Consider the following 25,833-nt stretch of genomic DNA (forward strand, 5'->3'; position numbering starts at 1 on the left):
GGACAGGGGGTGGGGCGCCCACGGACGCCGCGGGGCCCCGCCACGACACCCACGCGTCACACGGGCGGTCGATACTCACCGGGTGTCCGAAGCCACCGTCGACGTCGCCGACCTGCGCCACCACGGAGGAGTCGAGGAGGACGTCGCCGACGCCCCGCTGCGCGAGGACATCCGGCTGCTCGGCCGGGTCCTCGGCGAGGTGATCCGCGAGCAGTCGGGCGACGACGTCCTCGCGCTCGTCGAGTCCACCCGCGTGGAGACCTTCCGGCTGCGCCGCTCGGAGGTCGACCGCGCCGACGTCGCCGCCCGGCTCGGCGGCCTCGACGTCCGCTCGGCGAACCACGTCATCCGCGCGTTCAGCCACTTCTCGCTGCTGGCCAACCTCGCCGAGGACCTGCACCACGAGCGCCGCCGCCGGTTCCACCGCATCGAGGGCTCGCCGCCGCAGCAGGGCAGCCTGGCGGCCACCTTCGAGCTGCTCGACGCCGCGCACCTCGACGCCGACGTCGTCGCCCGCGAGCTGGCCGGGGCCCTGGTCAGCCCGGTGGTCACCGCGCACCCCACGGAGGTGCGCCGGCGCACCGTCTCGCGGGTGCAGCGGCAGATCACCGAGCTGATCCGCCGGCGCGACCGGTCCGCGCCGGGCGAGGCCGACGACCCGGCGTGGTCGGCGGCGCTGGAGCGCGCGGTGCTCACGCTCTGGCAGACGGCGCTGCTCCGGCTGTCGCGGCTGCGGCTGGCCGACGAGATCGACGAGGCGCTGCGCTACTACGAGCTGTCGCTGTTCGAGGTGGTCCCGGCGATCAACGCCGAGCTGCGCCGGGCGCTCCGCGAGCGCTGGCCCTCGGCACGGCTGGACCGGCCGGTGCTCCGGCCCGGCTCGTGGATCGGCGGCGACCGCGACGGCAACCCGTTCGTCACCGCCGACGCCGTCCGCCTGGCCAGCACCCGGCAGGCCGAGACGGCGCTGGGCCACCACCTCGCCGAGCTGCTGGCGCTGCACGACGAGCTGTCGATGTCCGACCGGCTGATCACGCCGACGCCGGAGCTGGCGCACCTGGCCGAGGCCTCGCGGGACAGCTCGCCGTTCCGCGCCGACGAGCCCTACCGCCGCGCGCTGTACGGCATCCACGCCCGGCTGGCCGCCACCGCGCGGCGGGTGCTGGGGTCGGTGCCCGGCCCGCCGCCGCACACCGCGCTCGAGCCCTACGCGGTCCCCGACGAGCTGCTGGCCGACCTCGCCACGGTCGACGCCTCGCTGCGCACGCACGGCGCCGGCGCGCTGGCCGACGACCGGCTGGCCCGGCTGCGGGAGGCCGTGGAGGACTTCGGCTTCCACCTGGCCGGCCTGGACATGCGGCAGAACTCCGCCGTGCACGAGGAGGTCCTCGCCGAGCTGCTGGCCTGGGCCGGCGTCTGCCCCGACTACGCCGCCCTCGACGAGGAGCAGCGGGTCGAGCTGCTGGTCGGCGAGCTGCGGCTGCGCCGTCCCCTGGTCCGCCCGGACGCCGAGCTCTCCGACCTTGCCCGCGGCGAGCTCGACGTGCTGTGCGCCGCGGCCGACCAGGTGCGGGCGCTCGGTCCGCAGGCGGTCCCGAACTACGTGATCAGCATGTGCGAGTCGGTCAGCGACGTCCTCGAGGTCGCCGTCCTGCTCAAGGAGGTCGGCCTGCTCGACCCCGGCGACCCGTCCCCCGCCCACCCGGGCCCCCGCTGCTCGGTCGGCATCTCGCCGCTGTTCGAGACGATCGGCGACCTGCAGCGCGCCGCGGAGACCATGACCGCCGTCCTCGGCCTGCCCCTCTACCGGGCCCTGCTGCGCAACCGCGGGGACCTGCAGGAGGTCATGCTCGGCTACTCCGACAGCAACAAGGACGGCGGCTACCTGGCGGCTAACTGGGCGCTGTACCGGGCCGAGCTGGCGCTGGTGGAGGTCGCCCGGCGCGAGGGCGTGCGGCTGCGGCTGTTCCACGGCCGCGGCGGCACCGTCGGGCGCGGCGGCGGCCCGAGCTACGACGCGATCCGGGCCCAGCCGCCCGGCGCGGTCGCCGGTGCGCTGCGGATCACCGAGCAGGGCGAGGTCATCGCCGCCAAGTACGGCGAGCCCGACCGCGCCCGGCGCAACCTCGAGGCGATGGTCGCGGCCACGCTGGAGGCCACCCTGCTCGACACCGAGGGCCTGGGGGACGACGCCGAGCCCGCCTACGCGCTGCTCGACGACCTCGCCGCCCGCGCCCAGCAGGCCTACCGCGCGCTGGTGCACGAGACGCCGGGCTTCGTCGACTGGTTCCGGGCGGCCACGCCCATCGGCGAGCTGGCCGAGCTGAACATCGGCAGCCGGCCGCCGTCGCGCAAGGCCGGCGACTCGATCGCCGACCTGCGCGCCATCCCGTGGGTGTTCAGCTGGTCCCAGGCGCGGATCATGCTGCCCGGCTGGTACGGCACCGGCAGCGCGCTGGAGTCCTACGTCCGCGAAGGCGAGGCCTCCGGCGACCCCGATCGGCTCGGCCGGCTGCAGGAGCTCCACAGGCGCTGGCCGTGGTTGCGCACGATGCTGTCCAACATGGGGATGGTGCTGGCCAAGACCGACCTCGACCTGGCCGCCCGCTACGCCGAGCTGGTGCCCGACGAGCACCTGCGGCACCGGGTGTTCGACCAGCTCACCGCCGAGCACGAGCGCAGCTGCCGGATGCTGCTGGCGGTCACCGGCGACGACCGGCTGCTGGCCGACAACCCCTCGCTGGCGCGGTCGATCCGCAACCGCTTCCCCTACCTGGAGCCGCTGCACCACCTGCAGGTGGAGATGCTGCGCCGGCGTCGTGGTGGGGACGACGACGAGCTGGTCCGCCGCAACATCCAGCTGACCATCAACGGCATCGCCACGGCCCTGCGCAACAGTGGCTGAGCCGCAGCTGGAGGAGCTGGCCGGATCCGCGCCGCTGGACCTCCGCGTGGCCACCGGCTCCGCCGAGGTGCAGGCCGCGGCCCGGGCCCTCGACGTCGCGCCACCCGCCCTGGCGACCACGCTCACCGACCCCGACCTCCGCCTGCTCGTCGACGACCGGGGCGGCGTCGCCCTGCTGCGCCGTGCGTGGGCCGACGACGGGCGCGCCGAGGCGGTGCTGGTCCGCCGGCGCGGTGCCCGGGTCACGCAGCCCGCCGTCCTCGCCGTCGCGTCGGCCTGGGGCTGCGAGCGGGTGCGCGACGCGGCCACCGACGACGTCGTCGCGGTCCCCACGCCGCCGGACGACGCCCCGCTGCCCGTCCGCTTCCTGCACCTCGCCGCCCTGGCCGCGACCCGGGTGGAGGTCGCCGTCGCGCTGGCCCGGGACGCCGGCCAGGAGTCGACCAAGGCTGACGGCAGCCCGTCGCTGGGCGCCGACGAGGCCGCGCACCTGGCCGCCGCGCACGCGCTGCGCCCGCTCGGGGTGACCGTGCTGAGCGAGGAGCGCTCCGACCGCCCGGTCCCCGGCGACGAGCCGTGGGTGGTGCTCGACCCCCTCGACGGCACGGGCAACTTCCGCGCCGGGCTGGCCCCGTGGGCCTTCTCCGCCGCGCTCGTGCAGGACGGCCGCCCGGTCGCGGGCCTGGTCGCCGACCTGTCGTCGGGTCGCCGCTGGTCCGGTGCGGTCGGGGACGGCGCGCGGCGCGACGGCGTGCCGGTCCGGCCGCGGGACGCCGGTACGGTCGTCGCGCCCACCGCGCCGTCGGGGTCGGCCGTCGTCGTGCCGGCCAGCGCCCGCCGGGTGCGGGTGACCGGCTGCACCGCGGTGGACGTCTGCCTGGTCGCCGACGGCGCCGCCGGGGCGTGGCAGAACCTCGACCGCACCGGCACCCACGTGCACGACGTCGCCGGCGGGCTGGCGCTGGTCGCCGCCGCCGGCGGGGTGGCGCTGGGCCCGGACGGCGCGCCGCTGCGGCTGCGGCCGGACACCGAGACGCTGTTCCGCTTCGTCGCCGCGGGCACCGAGGAGCGGGCGCGGGAGCTGCTGCGCGAGCTGACCCGAGGTTAGGCACAGGAGGCTGTGCACACGCCCACGGCCCCCTTGCAGGGGCCCGCTGCGAGCTTGCGAGCAGTGGGGGGCGAGGGGGTCCTCGCTCAGCGGGTGCGGGCGGCCGCCTCCTTCACGGCGGCCAGCAGCGACTCCCACTCGTGCAGCGTCGTCCGGGCCCGGCCGCGGGTGGCACCGAGCGCGACCTCGGCGGCGTCGATGGCCCGCCAGTCCTCGAGCAGCACCGGGTCGGCGCCGTTGGCGCGCAGGGTCGCCACCAGGTCGTCGTCCCCGCTGCTGCCGGGGCGGACGACGCCGGTCGCGACGTCGGCCAGCAGGGCGGCCACCGTCTCGCGGGCGTCGTGCTTGTTGGTGCCCACGACCCCGGTCGGCCCGCGCTTGATCCAGCCGGCGACGTACTCGCCGGGGGAGGGCTGCCCGCCGCGCAGCACCCGGCCCAGGTCGTTGGGGACGATGCCGCGGCGCGGGTCGAGGGGCAGCTCGGGCAGCTCGCCGCCGCGGTAGCCGACCGAGCGGACCACCAGGTCGGCCGGCAGCACGGTCGTCTCGCCGGTGCCCGAGGCCCGGCCCTCGGCGTCGACGACGGTGCGCTCGACCTCGACGCCGGTCACCCGCTCCTCGCCGAGCAGGCGCACCGGGCGGGAGAAGAAGCGCAGCGTCACCGTCGTCCGGCCCGGCTGCGCCGTGTGCTGCGCCCACTCGTGCAGCACCGCCAGGTTCCGCGACGCCACCCGGTCGGCCGCCACGCGCTCCTCGGCGGCCGGGTCGAGCTCCAGGTCGGCCGGGTCGACCAGCACGTCGGCCTCGGCCAGCTCGCCGAGCTCGCGCAGCTCCTGGGTGGTGAAGGTGGCCTGCGCCGGGCCGCGGCGGCCCAGCACGGTGACCCGCTCGACCGGGGCGGCGGCGAGGGCGTCGAGCACGTGCTGCGGCATGTCCGTGGGCTCGAGCTCGGCCGGCGTGCGGGCCAGCACGCGGGCCACGTCGAGCGCGACGTTGCCGACCCCCACGACGACGACCGACCGCGCCCGCGCCAGTGCCGCCTCCACCGCCGCCCGGTCGGCGTCGGGGTGGCCGGTGTACCACGCGACCAGCGCGGTGGCGGCCAGGCTGCCGGGCAGCTCCTCGCCGGGGATGGCCAGCTGCCGGTCCAGCGCGGCGCCGTAGGTGTAGACGACGGCGTCCACCGCGGCGTGCAGCTCGGGGCAGGAGAGGTCGCGGCCGATCTCCACGTTGCCGACGAAGCGCACCGCCGGGTGGTCCAGGGCCCGGTGCAGCGTGTCGCGGATCGCCCGCATCTTCGGGTGGTCGGGGGCGATGCCGTGGCGCACCAGGCCGAACGGGGTGGGCAGCCGGTCGATCAGGTCGACGGCGACCGGGACCTCCTGCTGCCGGGTGAGCGCCTCGGCGGCGTAGATGCCCGCCGGACCGGCGCCGACGACGGCCACCCGCAGCCGCGGGGGAGGGGACGGGGGACCGGGGTCCTGGTCGGCCGACACGTCACGCATCCTGTCCCGCCCGGGTGGGCGAGCACCAGGCTCCGGGAAGCCCGAGTCCAGGAGGCCGCCCGTGTCCGTCGTCGTCGCCACCGCCACCCGCAGTCCGAGCACGCCGAGGCCGTCCGGGAGGCCGGGCCGGCCGCCGTCCCCCGGGTGCACGCGGAGGAGGGGTGCGAGCGCGACGCACCACGAGGCGCGCGACGGCTCCCTGCAGGGGGTCCGCTCAGACGCAGCTGTGGTCGTGGTCCAGCCCGCCGACGACGTACTGGGCGAGGACCACGTCCCCGCCGTCCACGAGCGGGTCGCACCGGCACGTGACGCGGGCGCCGGCGAGGGAGGTCGCCCCGGCCAGCCAGCTGTCGAGGTGGTGCAGCGGGCTGTCCTCGGAGACCACGCCGACGATCCGCCGCCACTGGCGGCCGGTGGAGTACAGGCCGACCTCCGCGCCGGTGGCCGCGAGCCGGGCGACCATCCCCTCGAGCGCCGCGCGGTTGCGGGCGCGGGCGGGTGCCGAGCCGGTCTGCCAGGTGTTCGTCGTCTCGACGTCGAGCCACCAGGTGTGCTCCCCCGGGTCGGGGTCGACGTCGGCGGCCTCGGCGGCGGGGGCGAAGAACTCCGTCACCGTGACCGCGGCGCGCTCCCAGCCGTACTGCCACGAGCAGGCCCGGCTGTTGGTCCCCTCGCAGCGGCCGTACGGGGTGCGGCCGCGGGTGGGCCAGGTGGTCACCTGGTGGCGGACCTGGCCGGGGTTGGCGGTGTTGACGTAGAGCTGCAGCCGCGGCTGGGCCGCCACCGCGCCGGTGGTCTCCTCCGCCGCCCACGCCAGCTGCTCGGCCAGGCAGGGGTTGGGCCGGGTCGCCAGCCCGCCGTTCACGCCGACGACGGCGAACGCCGGGTCGTCGGGCAGCTGTTCGCCGCACTGCGGGAAGGAGACGTCGTGGCCGACCTCGGCGTCCCCGCCCGGATCGGCCGCCGCGACCGGCACACCGAGGGCCAGGCACGCCGCGGCGAGCGCGGCCACCCCGAGAGCACGTCCCCCGCCGACCATGCTCCACGATAGGCCGGGAGGAGCCTCCGGTCACCGGGTCAGAGGGCCTGGCAGACCGGGCACCAGTAGAGGTTGCGGCCGACCATCACCTGGGTCTGCACCGGCGTCCCGCAGACCCGGCAGGGCAGCCCGGTGCGCCGGTACACGTAGTGCGCGTCCTCCCGCCGGACCGCGCCGCTGCGGCGGTCGCGGTGCTCCGGCCGGGTGGTGACGATCCGGCCCATCCGGACGCCGGAGCGCATGAGCACGACCAGGTCGGCCCACATCGCCGCCCAGGTGTCGGCGTCCACGTCCCGGCCCGGGCGGAAGGGCGAGACGCCGTGCCGGAAGAGGATCTCGGCGCGGTACACGTTGCCGACCCCGGCGAGCACCGACTGGTCCATGAGCAGCGCGCCGATCGCGGTGCGGCTGCCGGCGATCCGCCGGTGGGCTCCCGTGCCGTCGCTGCGCGGCCGCAGCGGGTCGGGGCCGAGGCGGTCGAGGATGCGGTCGACCTCCGGCGCGGTGAGCACCTCGCAGGCGGTGGCGCCACGCAGGTCGGTCCACACGCCCAGGCCGTCGGGCCCCTCGCCCTCCCAGCGCATCCGCAGCGCACCGCGCGGAGGCGGCGGGGTGCCCTCGCCGGAGGTGTAGGTGCCGTACAGGCCCAGGTGCACGTGCAGGGTGTCGGCGCCGAAGCAGGCGAACAGGTGCTTGCCGTAGGAGGTCACCTCGTCGAGCACCCGGCCGTCGAGCAGCGCCGCGCCGGCGGCGAAGCGGCCCTGCGGGCTGGTCACGTGCACCGGACGGCCGGCGAAGGCCAGCGACTGGTCCCGGGCCAGCCGGTGCAGCGTGTGTCCCTCAGGCACGGGCGGCTCGGCAGGTCATGCCCCCAGCTTCACCCCTGGCCAGCAGCTCCGCCACGATGGGGCGGTGACCCGGGTGGCACCGCAGCTGGCCCGCAGCGCCTGGGGGTCGCTGGAGACCCTGCACGTCGTCGCCTTCTTCGCCCCCGAGGTGCAGCGGGCCTACGACCGCTTCGGCGTGCCGGCGACCCGGGCCGGCTACTTCGCCGCCCGGGCGTCGGCGTTCGGCGCGGCCGACCCGGCGCTCGTGGTCGCCACCTTCTACGTCTTCTCGCCCGACCTCGTCGCCCGTGCGGTGCCCGCCGTCTGGGCGGCCGGGACGCCGGAGGAGTGGGCCACCGCGCGCAGGGACGCCGTCGGCGCGGCCCTGCACCGGGTGCTCGGCGAGCCCGACGTCGCGGAGGTGCTGGAGCTGGCCCGTGGGGCGTGTGCCGGGCTGGGTGCGGCCGGGCGGCCCCTCTACGCGGCCTGGAGCGGCGCCGAGTGGCCCGAGGACCCGCTGCTGCAGCTGTGGCACGCCGGCCTGCTGGTGCGCGAGCACCGCGGCGACGGCCACGTCACCGCGCTCATGGCCGCCGGGCTGGACCCCGTGGAGGCCCTGGTCACCGGCGGGCTGGCCTCGGGCAGCACCGATTTCGTGCGCACCACCCGGGGCTGGAGCGACGCGGAGTGGACGGCGGGGGAGCGGCGCTGCCGCGACCGCGGACTGGTCGACGACGGCGGCCTCACCGGCGCGGGGCGTGCCCTGCGGGCGGACGTCGAGGCGACCACCGACCGGCTGGCGGTGGCCGGCTGGGCGCACCTCGGGGCCGACGGCACGCAGCGGCTGGTCGAGCTGGTGGCACCGCTGCGCGAGAGGTTGTTCGACTCCGGCCTGCTGCCCGACTGGATCCGCTCCCGCGGCTGATCAGCGCTCGCGCACCTGCTCGTAGCGCTCCAGGGCCACCCGGCGCTCCTCGGCGTGGTCGACGACCGGCAGCGGGTAGCCGTCGGGGACGCCGTCCGGCGCCAGCCAGGGCTCGTGCACGTACCTCACCGGGACGTCGCGCAGCTCGGGCACCCAGCGGCGCACGTAGTCGCCGTCCGGGTCGAACTCCTTGCCCTGCCGGGTGGGGTTGAAGACGCGGTGGTACGGCGAGGCGTCGGTGCCGGTCCCGGCGACCCACTGCCAGCCGTGGTTGTTGCTGGCCAGGTCGCCGTCGACGAGGTGCTGCATGAAGTACCGGGCACCGCGCCGCCAGTCGACGTGCAGGTCCTTGACCAGGAACGACGCGACGATCATCCGGACGCGGTTGTGCACGTAGGCCTCGCCGAGCAGCTGGCGCATCCCGGCGTCGACGATCGGGTAGCCGGTGCGGCCCCGCGCCCACGCCTCGAACCGCGCGTCGGCGTCCGGGCCGGTGTCGTAGGTCATCGCGCGCATCCGCTCGTCCAGCGGCTCGCGGGCGGACTCCGGGCGGTGCCACAGGACGTCGGCGTAGAAGTCCCGCCAGCACAGCTCGTTGCGGAAGCTGTCGGCGGAGTCGGTGTCGAGGTCGCCGAGGTCGGCCAGCAGCGTGCGCGGGTGCACGCAGCCGTACTTCAGGTAGGCCGACAGCCGGCTGGTGCCGTCGGTGCCCGGGGTGTTGCGGGTGCTCTTGTAGCCCTCCAGCCGCTCGGCGCGGAAGCGGCGCCAGGCGTCCTGAGCCGCGGCCTCGCCGGCCGGGGGCAGCCGGACGCCGTCCAGGTCCGGCACCTCGGGCGGGTCCTCGGAGCGGACGCCGGTGCCCCACGGCACCGACCCCGGTCGCGGCGCCGGGCCCCGCCAGCCGTGCTCGCGCCAGGCCCGGGCGAAGGGGGAGAAGACGCGGAACGGCGTCCCGTCGGACTTGGTGACCCGGCCCGGCGTCACCGCGTACGGCGAGCCGGTACGCACGAGGGGGACGTCGCCGAGGGCGCGCTCGACCGCCGCGTCGCGCTGCCGGCCGTAGACGCCGGTGTCGGCCGAGACGTGCACGCTGACCGCGTCCACCTCGCGGGCCAGGTCGGGCACGACCCGCGCCGGGTCGCCGGAGCGCAGCACCAGCGCGCCGTCCACCTGCCCGCCGAGGTCGGCGAGGCAGTCGAGGAGGAACTGCCGCCGCGGCAGCCCGGAGGGCCCCCACAGCCGGGGGTCGAAGACGAACAGCGGCAGGACGGCGCCACCCGGCCCGGCCGCCTCGCGGGCGTCGAGCAGGGCCGGGTGGTCGGCCAGCCTCAGGTCGCGGCGGAACCAGAGCAGCGCGATGGGCACCCGGGGGAGCGTAGGCAGCCCTCGGTGGTCGCGCAGGCCGGACGACCGAGCGGGTCAGCGGTCGGCGGTGGCCAGGCCGAAGTGCGGCCGGTCGTCGTCGGCGACGAGGTCGAGCTCCTCGGGGTGCTGCTGGATGTAGTGGCGCACGAACGAGCAGTAGGGCAGCACGGTCAGCCCGCGCTCACGGGCGGCGGCGAGCACGCCGGCGACGAGCGCCGAGCCGATGCCGCGGCCGCCGACCGACGGGTCGACCTCGGTGTGCGGCAGCGCCATCGTGCCGTTCTCGACGTGGTAGCTGGCCAGACCGACGACACGGTCACCGAGCCGGACCTCGAACCGTCCCCGGTCCGGGACGTCGACCACGCTCGTCTCCATGCTGGGCCTCCCCCTCCGCTCGTCCCCGGCGCCGTTGCCGGGACTCGACATGCGTGCAGAGACGGTAACGCCTCGGAACGCCGGGGAGTGCCGCCCCGCCGGGGACGTGTCGCCCTGGTGGGGGACACGCCGTGGCCGGATCGGGCGTGTCCGCGCCGCTGCACCTGCCGTTCCGGAACGTGTCCTCACGGCGCCGCTGACGCTCAGGGCCGTGGGTTCGTCCGCGTCCAGCCGCGCTCGTCCCGCCGTCCGCCGAGTGCGGCCCGGCAGCGCCGGCAGACCTCCTGCACCTCCTCGGCGTGGCGGCCGGACTCCGGCTGCACGTCGGCCCAGCTGACGTGCGGGAAGCGGGCCAGCCGCGACCGGCTCAGCGACAGGCCGCAGACCGTCTCGTTGCGGCCGCGCTCCCACGCGTGGACCTCGCCGGAGGGGTAGCGGATGCCGTCGTCGGGGTCGACCCACTGGCCGCCGGCCGCGACGGCCGCGTTGCGGAGTGCCATGGGAGGCCGGTACCCGCAGGGGCCAGGTGTGCTCAGGTCCAGGTGCGGGCCGCGGCGGTCCAGCGCGACGTGGGGGAGGGGGCGGCGGCGGACGGGGCGCGCCGGGCGAACTCGTCGGCGCTCGGTCGGCAGCCGCCGGGACAGTCGATCGCGACGGGGACCCCGTCCCGCCAGCCCACGGCCGCGCACCGGCCGCAGGTCGGACAGGTCTCCCAGGTGAGGCGCTCGCCGGTGCTCATACCGGTCACCTCCGGGCCGCGGACCCCGCGACCGGATGGGGGGCCGGTGGCCAGGATTCGACCCACGGTCTCCCCGGAACACGGCGGACGGTACCCACGGCGTCGCTGCGTAACCAGGGCCGAGGTGCCCCCGGCAGGATTCGAACCTGCGACACACGGTTTAGGAAACCGACCCAGGCGTGGTCCTGACCTGGGCTCCGGTCGCTCATTGGGGCTCTGACCTGCGGTGTTGTGCCGGGCTGATGAGTGCTGTCGACGGCTCTTGACGGACATTCTGCTGACCGAGTGCTGACCAGGTGTCCGCAAGCGCGAGTAGCCGTGCGTCAGACCCCTCCGCCTTGGGACGCCGTGTCGATGCTGGAGGTGCCGCCTCCCACCCGGCGGAAGTCTTCCGCCTGTCTCGGTCGCCGGAAGGGCGCTTCGCGTCCCTTCGGGATGGGCCTACGGCTCACCCTTCCCCCGCCCTGCGACAGCCGGAGGGGCGCCGGTTGTAGGGAAGCAGGCAGCGGTGTGGAGGCGCCCGATCGCCGAGACTCAGGACGCGACCACTGACGCGTTCCGACGCACAGTTGGTTCCGGTGTCCGGCGGCCCCCCGCACCTAAGGCGGGGTGACGTCCCGGCTGGTGGTGTACCTCCCGGCTGGTGGTGTACCTCGCGGCCGTGCGGAGGTTCTGCGGGTCGGACTATGACGCGATCAGGGCCGGCTGCGCCACCCCCTCGGCCGGAGCGGGCGATTGAGCAGGGCCATGAATCCTTCAGAGAGGTAGCGGCGGTCAGAGAGCTCCCACTCATCGTGCGCCTCGACCAGCACCGCACCGGCCAGCCGGAGCAGGGCGACGGGGTTGGGAGAGTCCCCCGCAAGCGGGAGGTGCCCCCAGCCGACGACGTCGGTGCGCCGCTTGATCTCCACGCTCAGCCGTTCTAGCGGATTGGTCGACCAGATCCTCTTCCAGTGCCCGAGCGGGCAGGCGGTGAAGGCCAGCAGGTCCTCAGTGGCGTTCCGCAGCATCTGCTCGACGGCCGGGGACTGGCGGCTGAGCATGCCAGCAATGACGTCGAGCTGGGAGCGCAGGTGCTCGGCGTCGGGTTGGGCGAAGACACGCGATGGCCCCTTTACGTGATCACCCACGCAAGCGGCGACCTGGACTTACACCACCAGCGGAGACGTCACCCAGCCGGATCGGAGCCGGTTGTGGGAGGAGCCGGGAGTGTCTAGACGCGAGCAGCAGGGCAGTCGTGATGCGGTGGCGACGCCTTCCTGGCACCATAACTTCCTGGCACTGCCCCAATCATCCGGGCGGCGGGGAGCACAGAGGCTGAGGCGATGGCTCACAGCGAGACAACGTTAGTGGCATCCTATCTTGTCTGGATCCACCGTCATAAGGATGGCACGGGATTTGCGCGCACCGTCCGTCTTGAGGTAGATGCAACGGCGTCTGCGGCGTTCAGGAACATTGTGCTCTGGTTCCTCGAGGCGCCTACAGACGCTGGGTACGTAAACCCAAGTAACGGAACCGTAGTCTGCAAACTTCCACTCCGAGACTATTCAGACCTCTATCACCTCCTACAGACAGAGAGGCCCGTATACGCCTCATTCTACGCTGACGATAGCAATCAGTTGATCTCGTTCCAGGTCTCAACTCATCCCGAACCGGTTGGCGAGGGACCGGCGGACATTGCCTGAACTTAAGTGACGCAATCATGACGCCGTCGCAACGATTCACGGCTAAGGTTTTGGTGGCTTCCGGCGACATGTCGCAATCTGTTCAATGACCGCTCTTGGCAACCTCGGATGTTTTCGTAGATCTGGCCGATGCGCTGAAAAGACCTCTGGAAGAGGAGCTCCTGACGCCCCGTATCGCCACCTTGGCTCGTGGAGGTCAACGTTGCCGCTCACCAATGTTCAGCCCGCTTTAATCGTGGTCCGGAGAGGGCAGCCGAGCTCATCGGTGACCCTCGCGCCACCTGGTCGACCCCCGTGGACGCTGCTAGAAGTCCAGCTGATCGGAGTGAGTGGAGACGGGGGCCCGTTCGAAGCGCTGTGCACGTCTTACCGGTACGAGCTCGGAGGTCAGGGACATAACGTCCAAGGCGCCAACTACGGTTGCGCCTGGATCGAGGGCCTCCGGGCCGCGACGTTCACGCTTACCGTCCGGAACGGAGGCTGGGCGTCGGCCGTCGCGAAGCTCACCGCCTTCGAGTAAGCCATCGAGTCGATTGACACGGGAGCGGAAATGGAACTGGGCGGTACATCGGTGCCGGGGCTGCGGACAGCGGCAACGCGCATCTACTACGACACTGCTTCTGGGGAGGTTGTGCACATCCACCGGGTCGCCGTCGGCCCTGGCCAGGAGGTGGACTTCGAACTCCAAGTCGCAATCGACGCCTTCGATGAGTGGCTCAGATTGCAGCACGGAGCCGAGCTGAAGGTTCTCGACGTGGAGGATTCCGACATCCCAACTGAGGGTCCCATCCGCGTCAACATCTCCTCCCGGGCGCTTGTCCCGCGCCACTGATTGGGGAGCCTGGCGGCTCACCTGGGAGAGAAGCTAGCCCCGTGGACCCCGTTCTCATACCCATGACGCCCTCGCCAGCTCTGAGCTTTTTAAGTAGCTGTGACGCTGGTGATACGCCAAGGACGACGGGACGACCCAGGGTCAAGCCCGGTAAGGTAGCGACCCAGGCAATTACCGAGAGGGGGACGATGCACATGTGGGTCGACTTGAGTTTGGATCGTTTCGATTTCAGGTCGCAACGCGGATCCATCTCAAAAATCCAGCGTCAGTACCGCTTTTCATCTCCCGTCCATCAGGCGCTCGCCTCAATCAATGGGTTCGACATCGGATACTTGGCTGCCGATCACGAGTTGTACAGGATGACGGTGGACGCTCACATTGACAGCATCCAGGGCAACGAGGTCACCCTCACGGTGACATTCGGCCTCCGGGATGCGTCAGGCCACTTCGACGACTTGTACAGTGGTTGGGTCGAAGTGGGACTCACAGTAGTCCACCCGTGATCATGAGCATTGCCAAAGACGTTCAGCCATGTGATTCGCTCGTCACTAATCAGCTTGCGGTAGCAGCCTGACTCGCCGGCAGACTTGAGGACTCACAGCGGTGGGCTGATTGCTTGATGGATACCGCTGATGGCATGCGGGATGACGCAGGAGCAGGCGGCGACAATCGTCGGGGTATCGGTCAACACCGTCGGCCGGTATCTGACCCGCCGACGAGACACCGGCAGCCTGGCACCAATGGCACACCGGCACCGGCCGGTGCCGGAGAAGAAGCGGCGGCTGCAACCTGGCTGCCGGCCCGCCTGGCCCAGGCCGCGGACGCGCCTTGGCCGAGCACGCCGCGGCCTTCACCGCCGAGCACGGCGTGGTGGTATCGGCCGCGACGATGTCGCGGCCGATCACCCACCCTGCCGACCGACGACCCGCCCAGGCACGGACCCCCGTCAGGGCGTCGGCGGCGGCCGGAACACTCGCTCAAGCGAAAATTTTGAGCGCCACCGAGCGCGACGAGACCGCGCGCATAGTGGCGCACCGACCTGCGGCAGACCGATCCGACCGCGCTGGTGCTCGTCGACGAGTGCGGCACGCACACCTCGATGACTCGCCGCCGCGCCCGCGTCGCCCGCGCGGGGTCGGAGCAATGCGGCGCAACCGCGGCCGGTGACCAGCCTAATCGCCGGGTTGAGGCCGGCCAGCATGGTCACGGCGATGACGGTGGAGGGTGGCACCACCGCGGCGGTGTTCGCCGCCTATTTGCAGCCGGTGCTCATTACCGCGTTGCGGCCCGGGCAGGTGGCGGTGGTCGACAACGTCGGCGCGCACTAGCCCGACCGTCGGCGCCCTGGTCGAGGCCGCCGGTGCCGGCTGGTGTTCTGCCCGCCTGGTTTCTCCCTGAAGTGACCCCGTCAGGCGGACGCCTCCGCTCAAGCTCCACGGCGACCGCGCCGGACCGGGTCGAACGCGACTTCACCGCGACCGCGCCGAACCAGCTGTGGGTCGCCGACATCAGCTACCTGCGGACCTGGCAGGGCTTCGTCTACCTCGCCGTCGTGGTCGACGCCTTCAGCCGCAAGGTGGTCGGCTGGGCGATGGCCGACCACCTGCACACCGAGCTCGTCCTCGACGCCGTCGGCATGGCCATCACCACCCGCAAGCCCGCGGCCGGGACGGTGCACCACACTGACCGCGGCAGCCAGGGCGGACTCCATCGGTCGTCGCAACACCCCGTGATCACGGAGGTGTTCGATGGTGCGACGTCAGCAGCAAGCGGATCGGGCGCTGCGGCCGGCCATGCGCTCGCCGGGGCGGCCGATGCCGGCCCGGCATGTCGAGCGCAACTTCTGGCGGCTGATCGCGCAGGGCAAGCGCACCGAGGACGCCGCGCTCGAAGTAGGCGTGTCCACGCCAGTCGCGTCGCGCTGGTTTCGCCACGCTGGCGGCATGCCGCCGCTGAGCCTGGCCGAGCCCACCGGCCGCTACCTGTCGTTCCACGAGCGCGAGGACCTCGCGCTGCTGAAGGCCAAGGGTCTCGGAGTCCGGGCGATCGCTCGTGAGCTCAAGCGCGATCCCGGCACGATCTCGCGCGAGCTGCGACGCAACGCCGCGACCCGCAGCGGCAGAATCAAGTACCGGGCGACGGTCGCGCAGTGGAAGGCGCAGACCGCCGCCCGGCGCCCCAAAACGGCGAAGCTCGCCAGCGATCCGCGGCTGCAGAAGTACGCCCAGACGCGGCTCAGTGGCCAGCTGCAGCGCCCCGACGGGACGGTCGCCGCGGGGCCGCCGACGACCTGGAAGGGCTTGAACAAGCCCCATCGTGCCGACCGTCGCTGGGCGACGGCCTGGAGCCCGGAGCAGATCAGCCGACGACTCGTCATCGACTTCCCCAACGATGCGGACATGCGCATCAGCCACGAGGCGATCTACCAGGCGCTCTACATCAAAGGACGCGGAACGCTCAAGCGTGAGCTGGTGGCCTGCCTGCGGACCGGGCGGCCTGTTGCGCAAGCCCCGCGAGCGCTCGCGCAACAGGCCGCAGGGCCACGTCACCGCCGAGGTCGTGCTCAGCCAGCGGCCGGCCGAGGCCGCCGACCGCGCGATCCCCGGGCACTGGGAAGGCGACCTGATCATCGGGCTGAACCGGTCCGCCATCGGCACTGTGGTCGAGCGCACCAGCCGCTACACGCTGCTCGTTCACCTGCCGCGCCTGGAGGGCTACGGCACCGTCCCACCGGTCAAAAACGGACCTGCCCTCGGCGGCTACGGCGCCGTCGCGATGAAGGACGCGTTGCAGGCCACGATGGCCACGATGCCCGCCGAGCTGCTCCGCTCACTGACCTGGGACCGCGGCAAAGAGCTCTCCGCGCACGCACAATTCAAGGTCGACACCGGCATCGCCGTCTACTTCGCCGACCCGCACTCACCCTGGCAGCGCGGCACGAACGAGAACACCAACGGCCTGCTGCGCCAGTACTTCCCCAAGGCACCGACCTCTCCCGCTGGCACCTCGAGGACCTGCTCGCCGTCCAGGCCGCGGTCAACAGCAGGCCCCGCAAGGTCCTCGACTGAAAAACCCCGGCCGAGGTCCTAGACGAGCAACTACGGTTGCTCCACCAAGCAGGTGTTGCAACGACCGGTTGAGCCCAGGCAGTACACCTCCTACGAGTTCGGCAAGACGCTGCGCACCTCCGGCCTGCTGGGCTCGATGGGCCGGGTCGGCTCGGCCTTCGACAACGCGATGGCCGAGTCGCGGACGCTGCGCCGGCTGTCGAGGACCAGCTGCGCGCCCGCTGCCGGAACTCTTCGGGGTACTTGCTCCGTCGGCCCACCCGGGCCCTTCCTCCTTGGCTGCTGCCAAGTCTGGAGGTGTTCAGCCGACGGGGGTCACTTCACCCGGCCAGGACGTTGGTGCCAGCGGGTCCGGCTTCAACGCAGGAGAACTTCCGAGTGGGGTGTGGCTTTTCGAAGGGCCCGCACCGCTCGGAGGTTCCGTGTCCCACGGTAACGCCCGCACCACCGTCCACGGCCGCAAGCTGATCGTCGCCCGGTACCGGCCGGCTGGCCGCAGGCCCACATCACCGCAGCGATGGGAATCTTACGCAAGTGTGTGCGGACCTGGGATCACCCGATTAGACGCCCGAGGGAGAGGCCGGGCTGGTCGACCGGTCCAGCCGACCACACACCAGCCCGAAGCGGATCTCCGCCGAGATGGAGGACCGCATCGTCGAGCTGCGCAGCCGTGAGCGCCGCGGCCCGGCGTGGATCGGCGCCGAACTCGAAGTGCCGGCCCGCACTGTGTCCCGAGTCCTGGTTCGCGCGGGCAGCCTCGGCTGTCTGTTTTGGATCCGATGACCGTAGAGGTCATCCGTGCCTCGAAGGCGACCGCGACCCGCTACGAGCGATCCCGGCCCGGCGAGCTGATGCACATGGACGTGAAGAAGGTGAATTCGACGTAGTTTGACCCGAACCGGAGGTCCAGCGCATTCGTACATGCCTACAGCACGGTGACCACTACCCCGTCGGGAACGTTAGCTAACGACTTCCGCACATCTGGTCCGTAATTGGGCGGCTGCCGTTCATGCGAGAACCCCTGCTAGGTGGCGCGCCAACCGATGGGCGAGCGCGACGAGAGTCAGTGACGGATTTGCCGCGGGGGAGCTTGGGAAAACCGACAGATCGCAGACGTAGAGGTTGTCGTAGCCGCGGTACTGCAGGTCGGACGTCACGACGCCGTCGGGCGCACCGTCGCCGCCCATCCGCAGGGTGCCGACCTCGTGGGCGACCCCGCCGAGCAACGCGGGCTGGAGGTCGAGCTCCTTATCGGGCAGCGCCTCGGCCCCGACCATCTTGAGTACCTCCGTTGCGTTGACCTGGGCCCGTGCCATTGCCTCAGGGGCGACCGGCGCCGAGACCATGCGGATCACCGGCCTGCCCGCGTCGTCGAGCCGGAGCCAGTTCTCCTCGACCAATGGCGTATTAAAGAGCGCCACGACCTCGCCAAGGCCGACACCGCCACGCAATTCCTCGTGCCGGCGCAGGGTGTCGTCGTCGACGAAGCGGTTCTGGTTGAAGTCCGACCCGATCTCGAGTACGAGGTTGTACTGCCCGGAGGTGCTGCCAGCGTCGAGCGGCCAGGTCCAGGTCTTCGCCGAGCCACCGGCGAACGGGGACGCTGACGGAAGCGCGAAGTGGGTGAAGTAGATGGGATGGTCGGTCATTCCCACACCGACAAGACCGCTGGGGTCGGCCAGCCCAGATCGTAATGCCAGCGTTGCACTCTCCACCGTCCCCGCAGCGAGGACGACGACGTCGGCCTCGATCGCACCCTCGACTCGGGCGAGGTGATCGCGATAGTGCACCCGCGTGACGCGGTCCCCCGTGGTCTCCAGACGGAGCACCTCGTGATGCAGATTTACGCGTAGCTTCCGCTCGTCCGGTCCGACGACCTGCAGCGATTCAAGCATCAGGTCGGCCGTAGAGAACAGACCCGCAGGGACGGCAAGGCCCCGTGCTCCGCGGTACTGCACCGCCACCGGCGCGTTGCGATGCCTATGGTCTGGCAGGCGCTGCTGGAGTTCGGTCAGTACGTCGTCCTGGCGCTCAGTCTGCGGGGCGGTGGCATTCATCAGGTCCTCTGCCTGGGTGTAGCGGCCGGCACCGAGGTCGTCGCGCACTGCTGCCGGCCAGGTGCTGAGCTCCCACCTACCCATCCGTGGGATCAAGCCTCCCCAGAAGATCGAGCGGCCGCCGAGGTTGTAGCTCTGCCCGCCGAAATACTGGGAAGCCGGATCATTGGTGTAGTTGATTGACTTGAGGACCTCGAACAGCTCCCATATGTGCTTGCTGAACGCTCCGATGCGGTGCCTCCGGGGGATGTTGCCGGCGTGGCAGGGCAGCAGATACGAGCCTGCCTCAAGGATGAGGACGTCGATCCCGAGGTCGGAGAGCTCATCAGCCAGCACACCGCCTCCCATGCCGGAGCCGATGACGACGACACGGGGTCGGTGCCCCTGCGTGGTGGGGACGAGCTCAGCCGCGAGTCGGCCCGACTCCGTCACGATTCGCGGACGGGGGAACGCAACCTGCGCCTCCTCGAAGATTTGAGATGCGTCAACGTCGCGATTCGGTCCGGTCTCCCAAAGTTCGCCGTCGAGCACGAACTTAAGGTCCTGGCGGCCGTCCGGAACCGTGAAGCGCCAACGGCCGGCGGCGTAGACCCCGATCACATCGGTCCAGGCCGGTTCCGTCGCCGAACTCCGGATGGTCACCATGTGCGCAGAGCCGGGCGCCCAACGCACCGTCTTAAGACTGACTTCCGCCACGAGTTCCCCCTTCGAGCCGATGCCGTCGAAGCATAGTCAGGCCATGACCGGACGACGGTAGGACCATTCAGCACACGTAACAGGTCGGTGATCTGGTGGAGTATTCAATGCCGCGATTCGGCTGGTTGCGCGTGATGCGGTGAGACCGCTTGATTACTTCGCGGGAGTCTGCGGGGGGACGGATTTTGATACAGCAAATGTTGCATCGACCAATCGCAAGGCCAGGCGTCGGCCGCTAACGATCGCTCAACTTCGGTATTGCTTCAAGCGTCGCGCAGGACCTTTAGCACCGCTTCCGGAAAAAGCTTCGATTGAACCTCCTCTGGACCCTCTCCCGGAGGCTCCTGAGTTCCGGTGTGCACCTGAATCGTATACAGGTCGCGGGTTGGCTGATTGGGGTCGTACTCAGGTCCAGCGTAGGAGAAAGTGCACGTCAAAGGATGCTCGTTGCGAGCGATGTCATACCACTCGCCGAAGTCTGCCTTGTGGCAGAAAGCATGGGCAGTGAGGCCATCAAAGTTGGGCTGGTCCACATTGACAACAATGCCCAGTTTGGAAGCTTCAGTGCTCATGAAGTGGATCATCGCTCGAGTCCGAATCCCGTGGACTGCGGCTGTACTTGTCAAGTGCAAGCTCCGCGAAGCGCCAGTGGCTGCCTTGCCCGACTGCATTGTTGTGACGGTATAGCTTTCGATGTCAAAGGTTATGCTGGGCATTGGTGCGTCCTTCCCGGACGTCGAGGGAGTACTTGGCTGAAGGCCTCATTTTGCGAAGGCCTGAAAGCTGCGTGGTGACTTCACTCCTGGCGGCCCCTGAAATACACGTTCTGGTGTGACCGCAGGTGCCTCGGTCCGTCAATTTTGAGGTTGTTCCTTGAGCATCACTACGTTCCTCCTGGCAGTCGTTGCGCGGGTGAGCCGATATGCCGTGGGAGAATCCTCAAAGACCGGAAGGCTTTCAAGACCCTCGGTGCCATGGCGTGTCAGCGAACGGAGTGTCGCGGGCGACACGCCGAGAAGAGTCCCCACTCCTCGGTCATCCTCGACGGGCTGGCCTCTGCTACCCGTCTGCGCCATCTTTGAGGCGGCCCTCCGGGCTAATGTGACCGACCGCGCGGTTGATCGTCGAACGCGAGACCCCGGACCGGCAGGCCGACACGTAATAGTGCTTCGTTAGGTCCTGTCTGACCTGCTTCGGCGCGGTGCGATGGTGGAATGTCTCCGGGGGAGCTGGCCGCCGTGCGGGGTGGTTGGAGGAGTCCGCGGCGGAGGTGTCCGCGCCGCTGACTCGCCGTTACCAGCGGGACAAGGGCGCGACGCATGTGCCGGGGTTGCTGCTCGGCAGGCGGCCCAATTCAATGCCGCCGATGGTCGAACAGTGGGGTGTCGGTTATCAGGGATTGCAGCAGGTCGTCTCGTCGTCGAAGTGGGCGGTGCAGCCAGTGTGCGAGCGGCTGGCCCGCCGGGCGGTCGAGGTAATTGCGCCCAAGGCGTGGGTGGTTGACGACACTGGCTTCATCAAGGACGGCAACGCCTGGCCGGGTGTGGCCCGGCAGTACTCCGGCACGCTGGGCAAGGTCGGCAACTGCCAGATCGGCGTCTCGGTCTCCGCGGTCACCGATGCCGCCTCCTGCCCGCTTTCCTGGCAGCTGTTTCTGCCCGAGAGCTGGGACGATGACGCCGCGACCACGCCCGAAGCGGCAGCGGTGATCCGGGCGGCGGGCCCGCGCCGGCATTCCCGACAGCACCCGGCATCATGTGAAATGGCGGCTGGCGCTGGAGATGCTCGACGAGCTGGCCGGCTGGGGGCTGCCCCCGCCGGTGAGGGTCGCCGACGCCGGCTACAGCAACAACGGCGACTTCCGCGCCGGCATCACCGCGCGCGGCAGCTGCTACGTGGTCGCCGTCGACGGGGACCTGACCGCGTACGCCGAGGCCGCGGTGCCGCAGCTGCGGCCGTACTCCGGCCGGGGCCGCCGGCCTCGGCCGCGTTACCGCACCCGCCCGGTCGGCCTGCGCGCTCACGCGCTCGCCGCCGGCCCGCACGCCACCGTGTCGGCCACCTGGCGGGAAGACTCCCGCGCGGCGTTGACCTCAACCTTTTGGCGCTGCGGGTCCGTCCGGCCGGGCGCAATCCCACCGCCCGGCTGGCCGCCGACGGCTCGCTGCCTCTCGCGTGGCTGCTGGCCGAATGGCCGGCCGAGGCCGCCGAGCCCACCGACTACCGGCTCTCCGACCTGCCCGAGGACACGCCGCTGGCCGAGCTGGTCCGGCTGGCAGAGATCCGCTGGCGGATCGAGCACGACTTTCGCGAGCTGAGGACCGACCTGGGCCTGGACCACTTCAAGGCCGCATCCGGGCAGGCTGGAATCGGCACGTCACTCCGATCACCGCCGCCCAGCGGATCCTAACCGGACCGGGCACCGACCGAAACGCGGCTGCGTCGGCCTGAGCCTGTATGCGGTCCTGCACCAGCTGCAGGGCCCGCTGGTGACCTGGACCGGCACCTGCATCGTCTGCTCTCCGGATCGACCCCACCCCGAGACCCACTAACGAAGTACTACTAGACCGCCTTCAAGGACGCCGGAGCGGCGTCCGAGTCGTCGTCCAGCGCACCGTCGACATTGATGGGAGCTGCTTGTCAACCCCTCCCCGGACGCTCTTAGGTCCGCTCTGGCCTGCTTCCGCACGGGCGCTCCGTCTCGGGCCGCGGGCTCAATTGTGGCTTGAGTCAGTGTAAAAGATACAGCGTGCACCCTCGGAGGTACATGGGCACCGGCCTAATCGTCGCCAGGATAGTTAACGGTCGCCACTATTCTCCGTCGTTGCCCAGCACTCTGCCTCGACCCTCGAATAACAGATGACCATCAACGCGTACCACTATCGCCCAAGTGTTTACTCAAGAACGGCACGCATGCTACCAATGGTGGTAGTCCGGGCCTCGCTTCGCGGGGCCCATCGCCGTTGCTAGGGGTGACCTGTTGGTCATTGTTGGGTGGCGTTGAAATTGCACGGTGGGATGAAGGTCTACGCTGGTCCGCCAGCCGCTGCCCGGCAGTACCTGGAAGTCGACCGCGGCCGGGCCGACGACTACTACCTGGCCGAGGGAACCGGCGTCGCCCGCCGCTTCGTGGCCCGCGACGGTCGCGTGGCGGAGCTCGCGTGGCTGACCGGCGAGGTCTACGAGACTTGGGTCGCCGGCCGAGATCCCGACACCGGCGAGCCGAGGGGTCGGCTGCGCACCGACGAACGCGCGGTGCGCTTCGTCGAGGTGGTGGTCAACGGCCCGAAGTCCTGGTCGCTGGCCGCCGCAGTGCACCCCGATGTCGCCGCCGCCTACGACGCGGCCCAGGACCGCGCCGCCACCCAGATCATCGGCTGGCTGGCCCGGCACGCGACCACCCGCGTCGGGCCGCGCGGCGGGCAGGTGCAGGTGCCCATCGAGGTGCTGGAGGCGGTGACCGTGCGGCACCACACCTCCCGCGCCGGCGACCCACACCGGCACCTACACCTGCAGCTCAACGCACGCGTGCTCGCCGCCGGAAAATGGCGCGGACTGCACACTGTCGGCGTCCGCGATTCTCTTGCGGCGATCAACGGCATGGGGCACGCCGCGGTGGCCTGCGACCCGCCGTTCCGGGCCGCGCTCGCCGCCCACGGCTATACGTTGGATGCGACTGGAGAGATACCGGAGCTCGCCGACTATGTCGGTCCGTTCAGCGCGCGGGCGGCGCAGATCGGGCGCAATCTGGACCGTTACGAACGCGAATGGATGATGGCACACTCCGGCGAACAGCCCGGCCCCGCGCTGAGACGGGCCTGGGATGCCCGGGCGTGGGCCGACGGCCGCCCGGACAAGGTCGCCCCGCAGCCTGGCGCCGATCTCACCGGGCGGTGGCGGCGCGAGCTGGCCGCCCTCGGCTACCGCGACCCGGATCAACCGGTCGAGTTGATGCCCGCCCCGGTCGGCGCGATGGATCGTGACCGCGCGGTGGAACGGTTACTCGTCCGGCTGACCGCGGGGCGTTCGGCGTGGAACGCCGCCGACCTCCGTGGCGAAGCCGAACGTCTCATCGCCGGGGCGGGGATCGTGGCCGAGGCCGCTGTCCGCCAGGAGCTGGCCGAGGACCTCACCGCCCGCGCCCTGGCCCGCTGCGTCCCGCTGTTGGAGCGCGAGGGGATCCCCGAGCACATCCGGACGTGGACCTCTCGGGCGGTGCTCGACGCCGAGGCCGACCTGGCCGCCCGGCTCGCCGCCCGCGGCACCCACCAAGGCCCCGCCGCGGACCTGCCGGCCGGGCTGCAAGGGCTGGATGTCGGGCAGGACGCCGTCGCCGCCGCGCTGTCGGGGGAGCGGCCGCTGGTCGTGGTGGAGGGCGCGGCCGGCGCCGGCAAGACCACCACCCTCGCCGCGACCCGTCACCTCCTCGCTCTACAGGGGCGTGGGTTGCTGGTTGTGACCCCGACGCTGAAGGCTGCCCGGGCCGCCGCCACGGAGGTCGGCGCGGCCGCCGGGTCGGCCGCATGGCTGGCCTTCCAGCACGGCTGGCGCTGGGCCGATGGCGCCTGGACCCGGCTCACCGTCGGGCAAGTCGATCCGGCCACCGGCGCGCTCTACGCCGGGCCGGAGGTTGCCGCAGCGCTGCGGCCGGCGGATCTGCTGGTCGTCGACGAGGCCGGCATGCTCGACCAGGACACCGCCCGCGCGCTGCTCGCCATCGCCGACGAGGCCCAGGCTCGAGTCGCGCTGCTCGGCGACCGCCACCAGCTCGCGGCGGTCGGCCGCGGCGGCGTGCTCGACCTCGCCGTCCGCGCCGCCGACCCGGCCGCCTGCCTGACCCTGGACGTAGTGCACCGGTTCGTCCGCACGGGCGAGGCGGGCCGCACCGTGCCCGACACCGAGTACGCCGACCTGACCCTGGCCATGCGCCGCGGTGACGACCCGAGGGCGGTGTTCGACGCGCTGCACGCCTGCGGCCGGATCCGGATCCACTCCGATCCCGCCGCCCGGCTCGAGGCGCTGACCGCGCTCGCCACCGCCTCGTCTCCCGGCGAGGGAGCGGTGGCCGTGGTGGTCGACACCCGTGAGCAGGCTGCCGAGCTGGGCGCTGCCATCCGGGACCGACTGATTGCCGGCGGTCGGGTCGATGACGCCCGAGTGGTCACCACCAGGGCCGGACAGCGGATCGGCGCCGGCGATCGGATCGCCACCCGCCGCAACGACCGGACCCTGGGTGTGGCAAATCGCGACACCTGGACGGTCACCGCGGTCGACCTGCACGGGACCCTCACCGTCACCCCCACGCACCCCACCCTCGGTGACGTCACCCCGGCCGGTGCCATCCCGTCCCGGGGCGAGGAGCGGGTGCTCCCTGCGGACTACGTCGCCCACCATGTCGAGCTGGCCTACGTCGCCACCGCGCACGGCGTGCAGGGCGACACCGTCGCCGCGTCTCACGTGGTGGTCGGCGAGCACACCGGCGCAGCGGCCGCCTACGTGGGCATGACCCGCGGCCGCACCGTCAACACCGCCCACCTCGTCGCTGCGGACCTCGCCGATGCCCGTCAGCAGTGGATGACGGTGTTCGCCCGCGACCGGGCCGACCTCGGACCGGCTCACGCCGCCGACCTGGCCGCCCGCGAAGCCGCCCGATACGCCCAGCCCCGACCGCTGGACCACGTGCTCACCGAGCTGCGCGCGGCCTGGACGGCCGAGCAGCGCTGTCAGGACCAGCTGGAGGTCCTGCAGCGGCGCCGCGAGGTGCTGCACTCGATCGCCGCGGTCGACGCCGACCACGCCCACCAGATGGCCGCGCTGCAGGACCAGCAGCGGCAGGCGGCGACCGCCGCGCAGCAGGCCACGCAGCGAGCCCAGGCCATCGGCGCGCTGGTCACCGCCGAGGCCGACCGCCTCCGCGACACGCTGCTCGACCGGTGGGCCGCCCAGCGGGACCCCGCCCGCCAGGCCGCCCAGGTCGTCCTCGCCGGCCCGGGCCGGCTCGGGTTGCGCCGCGGCGCGGTCCACCGGGCGGAGGACCAGCTGGTCGACTGGGCGGACCGCTGGCGGCCGTACCTGCCGACACTGCCCACCGAGACCCGACAGCTCGCCGCCGTCGCCTCCTCGGCCGACGACCCGCCGCGGCTGCAGGCCGCGTTAGGCGAGCTCGCCTACCGCCGGTCTGAAGCGGCCCATCCCGAGCGCGCCCGGCTGTGCGCGGCGGCCGATGCCGCCCAGGCAGCGCACGTCCGCGTGTCCCGTGCCCTGGACCAGGCTCGCCGCCGGCAGGAGGACAGGCTCACCCGCCTCACTGCGCACGGCCAACGTGTGGACCCGGCCGTGGAGCTGGCCGGCGTCCACGGTGACGTCAGCGCCGCCGAGGACGCGTTGGCCGCCGCCCGCACGCGCCTCGCCGAGCTGACGGGCGACCCGGCCATGGTCGCCCAACCACCCGACCGGCTCGCCCAGGAGCGCAACGCCTGGCGCCTCCACCGCGACGCCGAACGGGCTACCCGTCGAGCGCTGGCTCCCGCGGCGTCCTCGCCGCGACCAACCCGCAGCGTCCGACCGCCGGAGCCGGCCCTCCACCGGACGCCGTCACCCGGCGCCCGTCCCGGCATCGGGCGCTGACCTCGGGCGCTGTCAGCCCCAGAGCCTCGAGCACCTGGGCTCGCGTGCCGGAGGAAAACAGGAGAACAACCGGAGACGTT

Annotated in this window: 17 protein-coding genes, 1 tRNA gene and 4 pseudogenes; 11 read left to right on the forward strand and 11 right to left on the reverse strand. The window is 71.9% G+C overall.

Going from position 1 to position 25,833, the window contains the following annotated elements; genetic code table 11:
* Nucleotides 1-82 precede the first annotated feature (82 nt).
* Entirely contained in the window at nucleotides 83-2,905 is a 2,823-nt protein-coding gene (gene ppc / locus ACI79G_RS12760) for a phosphoenolpyruvate carboxylase (RefSeq protein ID WP_456881505.1), read from the forward strand.
* A complete protein-coding gene (locus tag ACI79G_RS12765) occupies nucleotides 2,898-4,013 on the forward strand; it encodes an inositol monophosphatase family protein (protein WP_456881506.1) in 1,116 nt (371 codons plus the stop codon). Before ppc ends, ACI79G_RS12765 begins: the two co-directional genes overlap by 8 nt.
* Before the next feature lie 86 nt (nucleotides 4,014-4,099).
* Here ACI79G_RS12765 and ACI79G_RS12770 read toward each other — a convergent pair whose 3' ends face one another.
* From ACI79G_RS12770 to ACI79G_RS12780, 3 genes are all read right to left on the reverse strand, one after another.
* Nucleotides 4,100-5,509, reverse strand: coding sequence for an FAD-dependent oxidoreductase (locus ACI79G_RS12770; RefSeq protein ID WP_456881507.1), 1,410 nt, complete (start codon nucleotides 5,507-5,509; stop codon nucleotides 4,100-4,102).
* Between the two features lie 223 nt (nucleotides 5,510-5,732).
* The gene (locus ACI79G_RS12775) at nucleotides 5,733-6,530 is read right to left on the reverse strand and encodes a hypothetical protein (RefSeq protein WP_456881508.1); all 798 of its coding nucleotides are present in this window, start codon (nucleotides 6,528-6,530) and stop codon (nucleotides 5,733-5,735) included.
* A 65-nt stretch (nucleotides 6,531-6,595) separates the two neighbouring features.
* Nucleotides 6,596-7,405 (reverse strand): Fpg/Nei family DNA glycosylase, encoded by an 810-nt coding sequence (locus ACI79G_RS12780; protein WP_456881509.1) that lies wholly within the window; start codon nucleotides 7,403-7,405, stop codon nucleotides 6,596-6,598.
* Between the two features lie 64 nt (nucleotides 7,406-7,469).
* On the opposite strand from ACI79G_RS12780, the gene ACI79G_RS12785 reads away from it, so the two are divergent.
* Nucleotides 7,470-8,309 (forward strand): SCO6745 family protein, encoded by an 840-nt coding sequence (locus tag ACI79G_RS12785; RefSeq protein WP_456881510.1) that lies wholly within the window; start codon nucleotides 7,470-7,472, stop codon nucleotides 8,307-8,309.
* Here ACI79G_RS12785 and ACI79G_RS12790 read toward each other — a convergent pair whose 3' ends face one another.
* The 6 genes and pseudogenes from ACI79G_RS12790 to ACI79G_RS12815 all read right to left on the reverse strand — a co-directional run.
* Nucleotides 8,310-9,674, reverse strand: coding sequence for a cryptochrome/photolyase family protein (locus tag ACI79G_RS12790; protein ID WP_456881511.1), 1,365 nt, complete (start codon nucleotides 9,672-9,674; stop codon nucleotides 8,310-8,312).
* A 54-nt stretch (nucleotides 9,675-9,728) separates the two neighbouring features.
* Nucleotides 9,729-10,049 (reverse strand): GNAT family N-acetyltransferase, encoded by a 321-nt coding sequence (locus ACI79G_RS12795; RefSeq protein WP_091223673.1) that lies wholly within the window; start codon nucleotides 10,047-10,049, stop codon nucleotides 9,729-9,731.
* Between the two features lie 203 nt (nucleotides 10,050-10,252).
* A complete protein-coding gene (locus ACI79G_RS12800) occupies nucleotides 10,253-10,549 on the reverse strand; it encodes a hypothetical protein (protein WP_091223675.1) in 297 nt (98 codons plus the stop codon).
* 32 nt (nucleotides 10,550-10,581) lie between these two features.
* The gene (locus ACI79G_RS12805; RefSeq protein ID WP_456881512.1) at nucleotides 10,582-10,788 is read right to left on the reverse strand and encodes a hypothetical protein; all 207 of its coding nucleotides are present in this window, start codon (nucleotides 10,786-10,788) and stop codon (nucleotides 10,582-10,584) included.
* Between the two features lie 128 nt (nucleotides 10,789-10,916).
* Nucleotides 10,917-10,990 (reverse strand) — tRNA-Arg (locus ACI79G_RS12810).
* 482 nt (nucleotides 10,991-11,472) lie between these two features.
* A pseudogene (locus ACI79G_RS12815) lies at nucleotides 11,473-11,888 on the reverse strand (transposase); the annotation flags it as partial.
* Between the two features lie 1,135 nt (nucleotides 11,889-13,023).
* Here ACI79G_RS12815 and ACI79G_RS12820 point away from each other — a divergent pair.
* The 6 genes and pseudogenes from ACI79G_RS12820 to ACI79G_RS12845 form a co-directional block, all read left to right on the forward strand.
* Nucleotides 13,024-13,305: a hypothetical protein gene (locus ACI79G_RS12820; protein ID WP_456881513.1), complete on the forward strand. Its 282-nt coding sequence runs from the start codon at nucleotides 13,024-13,026 to the stop codon at nucleotides 13,303-13,305.
* A 41-nt stretch (nucleotides 13,306-13,346) separates the two neighbouring features.
* Entirely contained in the window at nucleotides 13,347-13,808 is a 462-nt protein-coding gene (locus tag ACI79G_RS12825) for a hypothetical protein (RefSeq protein ID WP_456881514.1), read from the forward strand.
* 660 nt (nucleotides 13,809-14,468) lie between these two features.
* The gene (locus ACI79G_RS12830; protein WP_456881515.1) at nucleotides 14,469-14,633 is read left to right on the forward strand and encodes a hypothetical protein; all 165 of its coding nucleotides are present in this window, start codon (nucleotides 14,469-14,471) and stop codon (nucleotides 14,631-14,633) included.
* A gap of 116 nt (nucleotides 14,634-14,749) precedes the next feature.
* Nucleotides 14,750-15,004: pseudogene (locus ACI79G_RS12835) on the forward strand (DDE-type integrase/transposase/recombinase); the annotation flags it as partial.
* 49 nt (nucleotides 15,005-15,053) lie between these two features.
* Nucleotides 15,054-16,445, forward strand: a pseudogene (locus ACI79G_RS12840) (IS30 family transposase).
* Nucleotides 16,446-16,795: 350 nt separating this feature from the next.
* Nucleotides 16,796-17,248 (forward strand): annotated as a pseudogene (locus ACI79G_RS12845) (leucine zipper domain-containing protein); the annotation flags it as partial.
* Between the two features lie 132 nt (nucleotides 17,249-17,380).
* Here the strand turns inward: ACI79G_RS12845 and ACI79G_RS12850 are convergent.
* Nucleotides 17,381-19,126 (reverse strand): GMC oxidoreductase, encoded by a 1,746-nt coding sequence (locus tag ACI79G_RS12850; protein ID WP_456881516.1) that lies wholly within the window; start codon nucleotides 19,124-19,126, stop codon nucleotides 17,381-17,383.
* A gap of 263 nt (nucleotides 19,127-19,389) precedes the next feature.
* Nucleotides 19,390-19,698 (reverse strand): hypothetical protein, encoded by a 309-nt coding sequence (locus ACI79G_RS12855; protein ID WP_456881517.1) that lies wholly within the window; start codon nucleotides 19,696-19,698, stop codon nucleotides 19,390-19,392.
* A 698-nt stretch (nucleotides 19,699-20,396) separates the two neighbouring features.
* On the opposite strand from ACI79G_RS12855, the gene ACI79G_RS12860 reads away from it, so the two are divergent.
* A complete protein-coding gene (locus ACI79G_RS12860; RefSeq protein ID WP_456881518.1) occupies nucleotides 20,397-21,536 on the forward strand; it encodes an IS701 family transposase in 1,140 nt (379 codons plus the stop codon).
* A gap of 608 nt (nucleotides 21,537-22,144) precedes the next feature.
* A complete protein-coding gene (gene mobF / locus ACI79G_RS12865; RefSeq protein ID WP_456881519.1) occupies nucleotides 22,145-25,753 on the forward strand; it encodes a MobF family relaxase in 3,609 nt (1,202 codons plus the stop codon).
* Nucleotides 25,754-25,833: the final 80 nt, after the last annotated feature.

The sequence above is a fragment of the Geodermatophilus sp. SYSU D00779 genome (assembly GCF_054050595.1).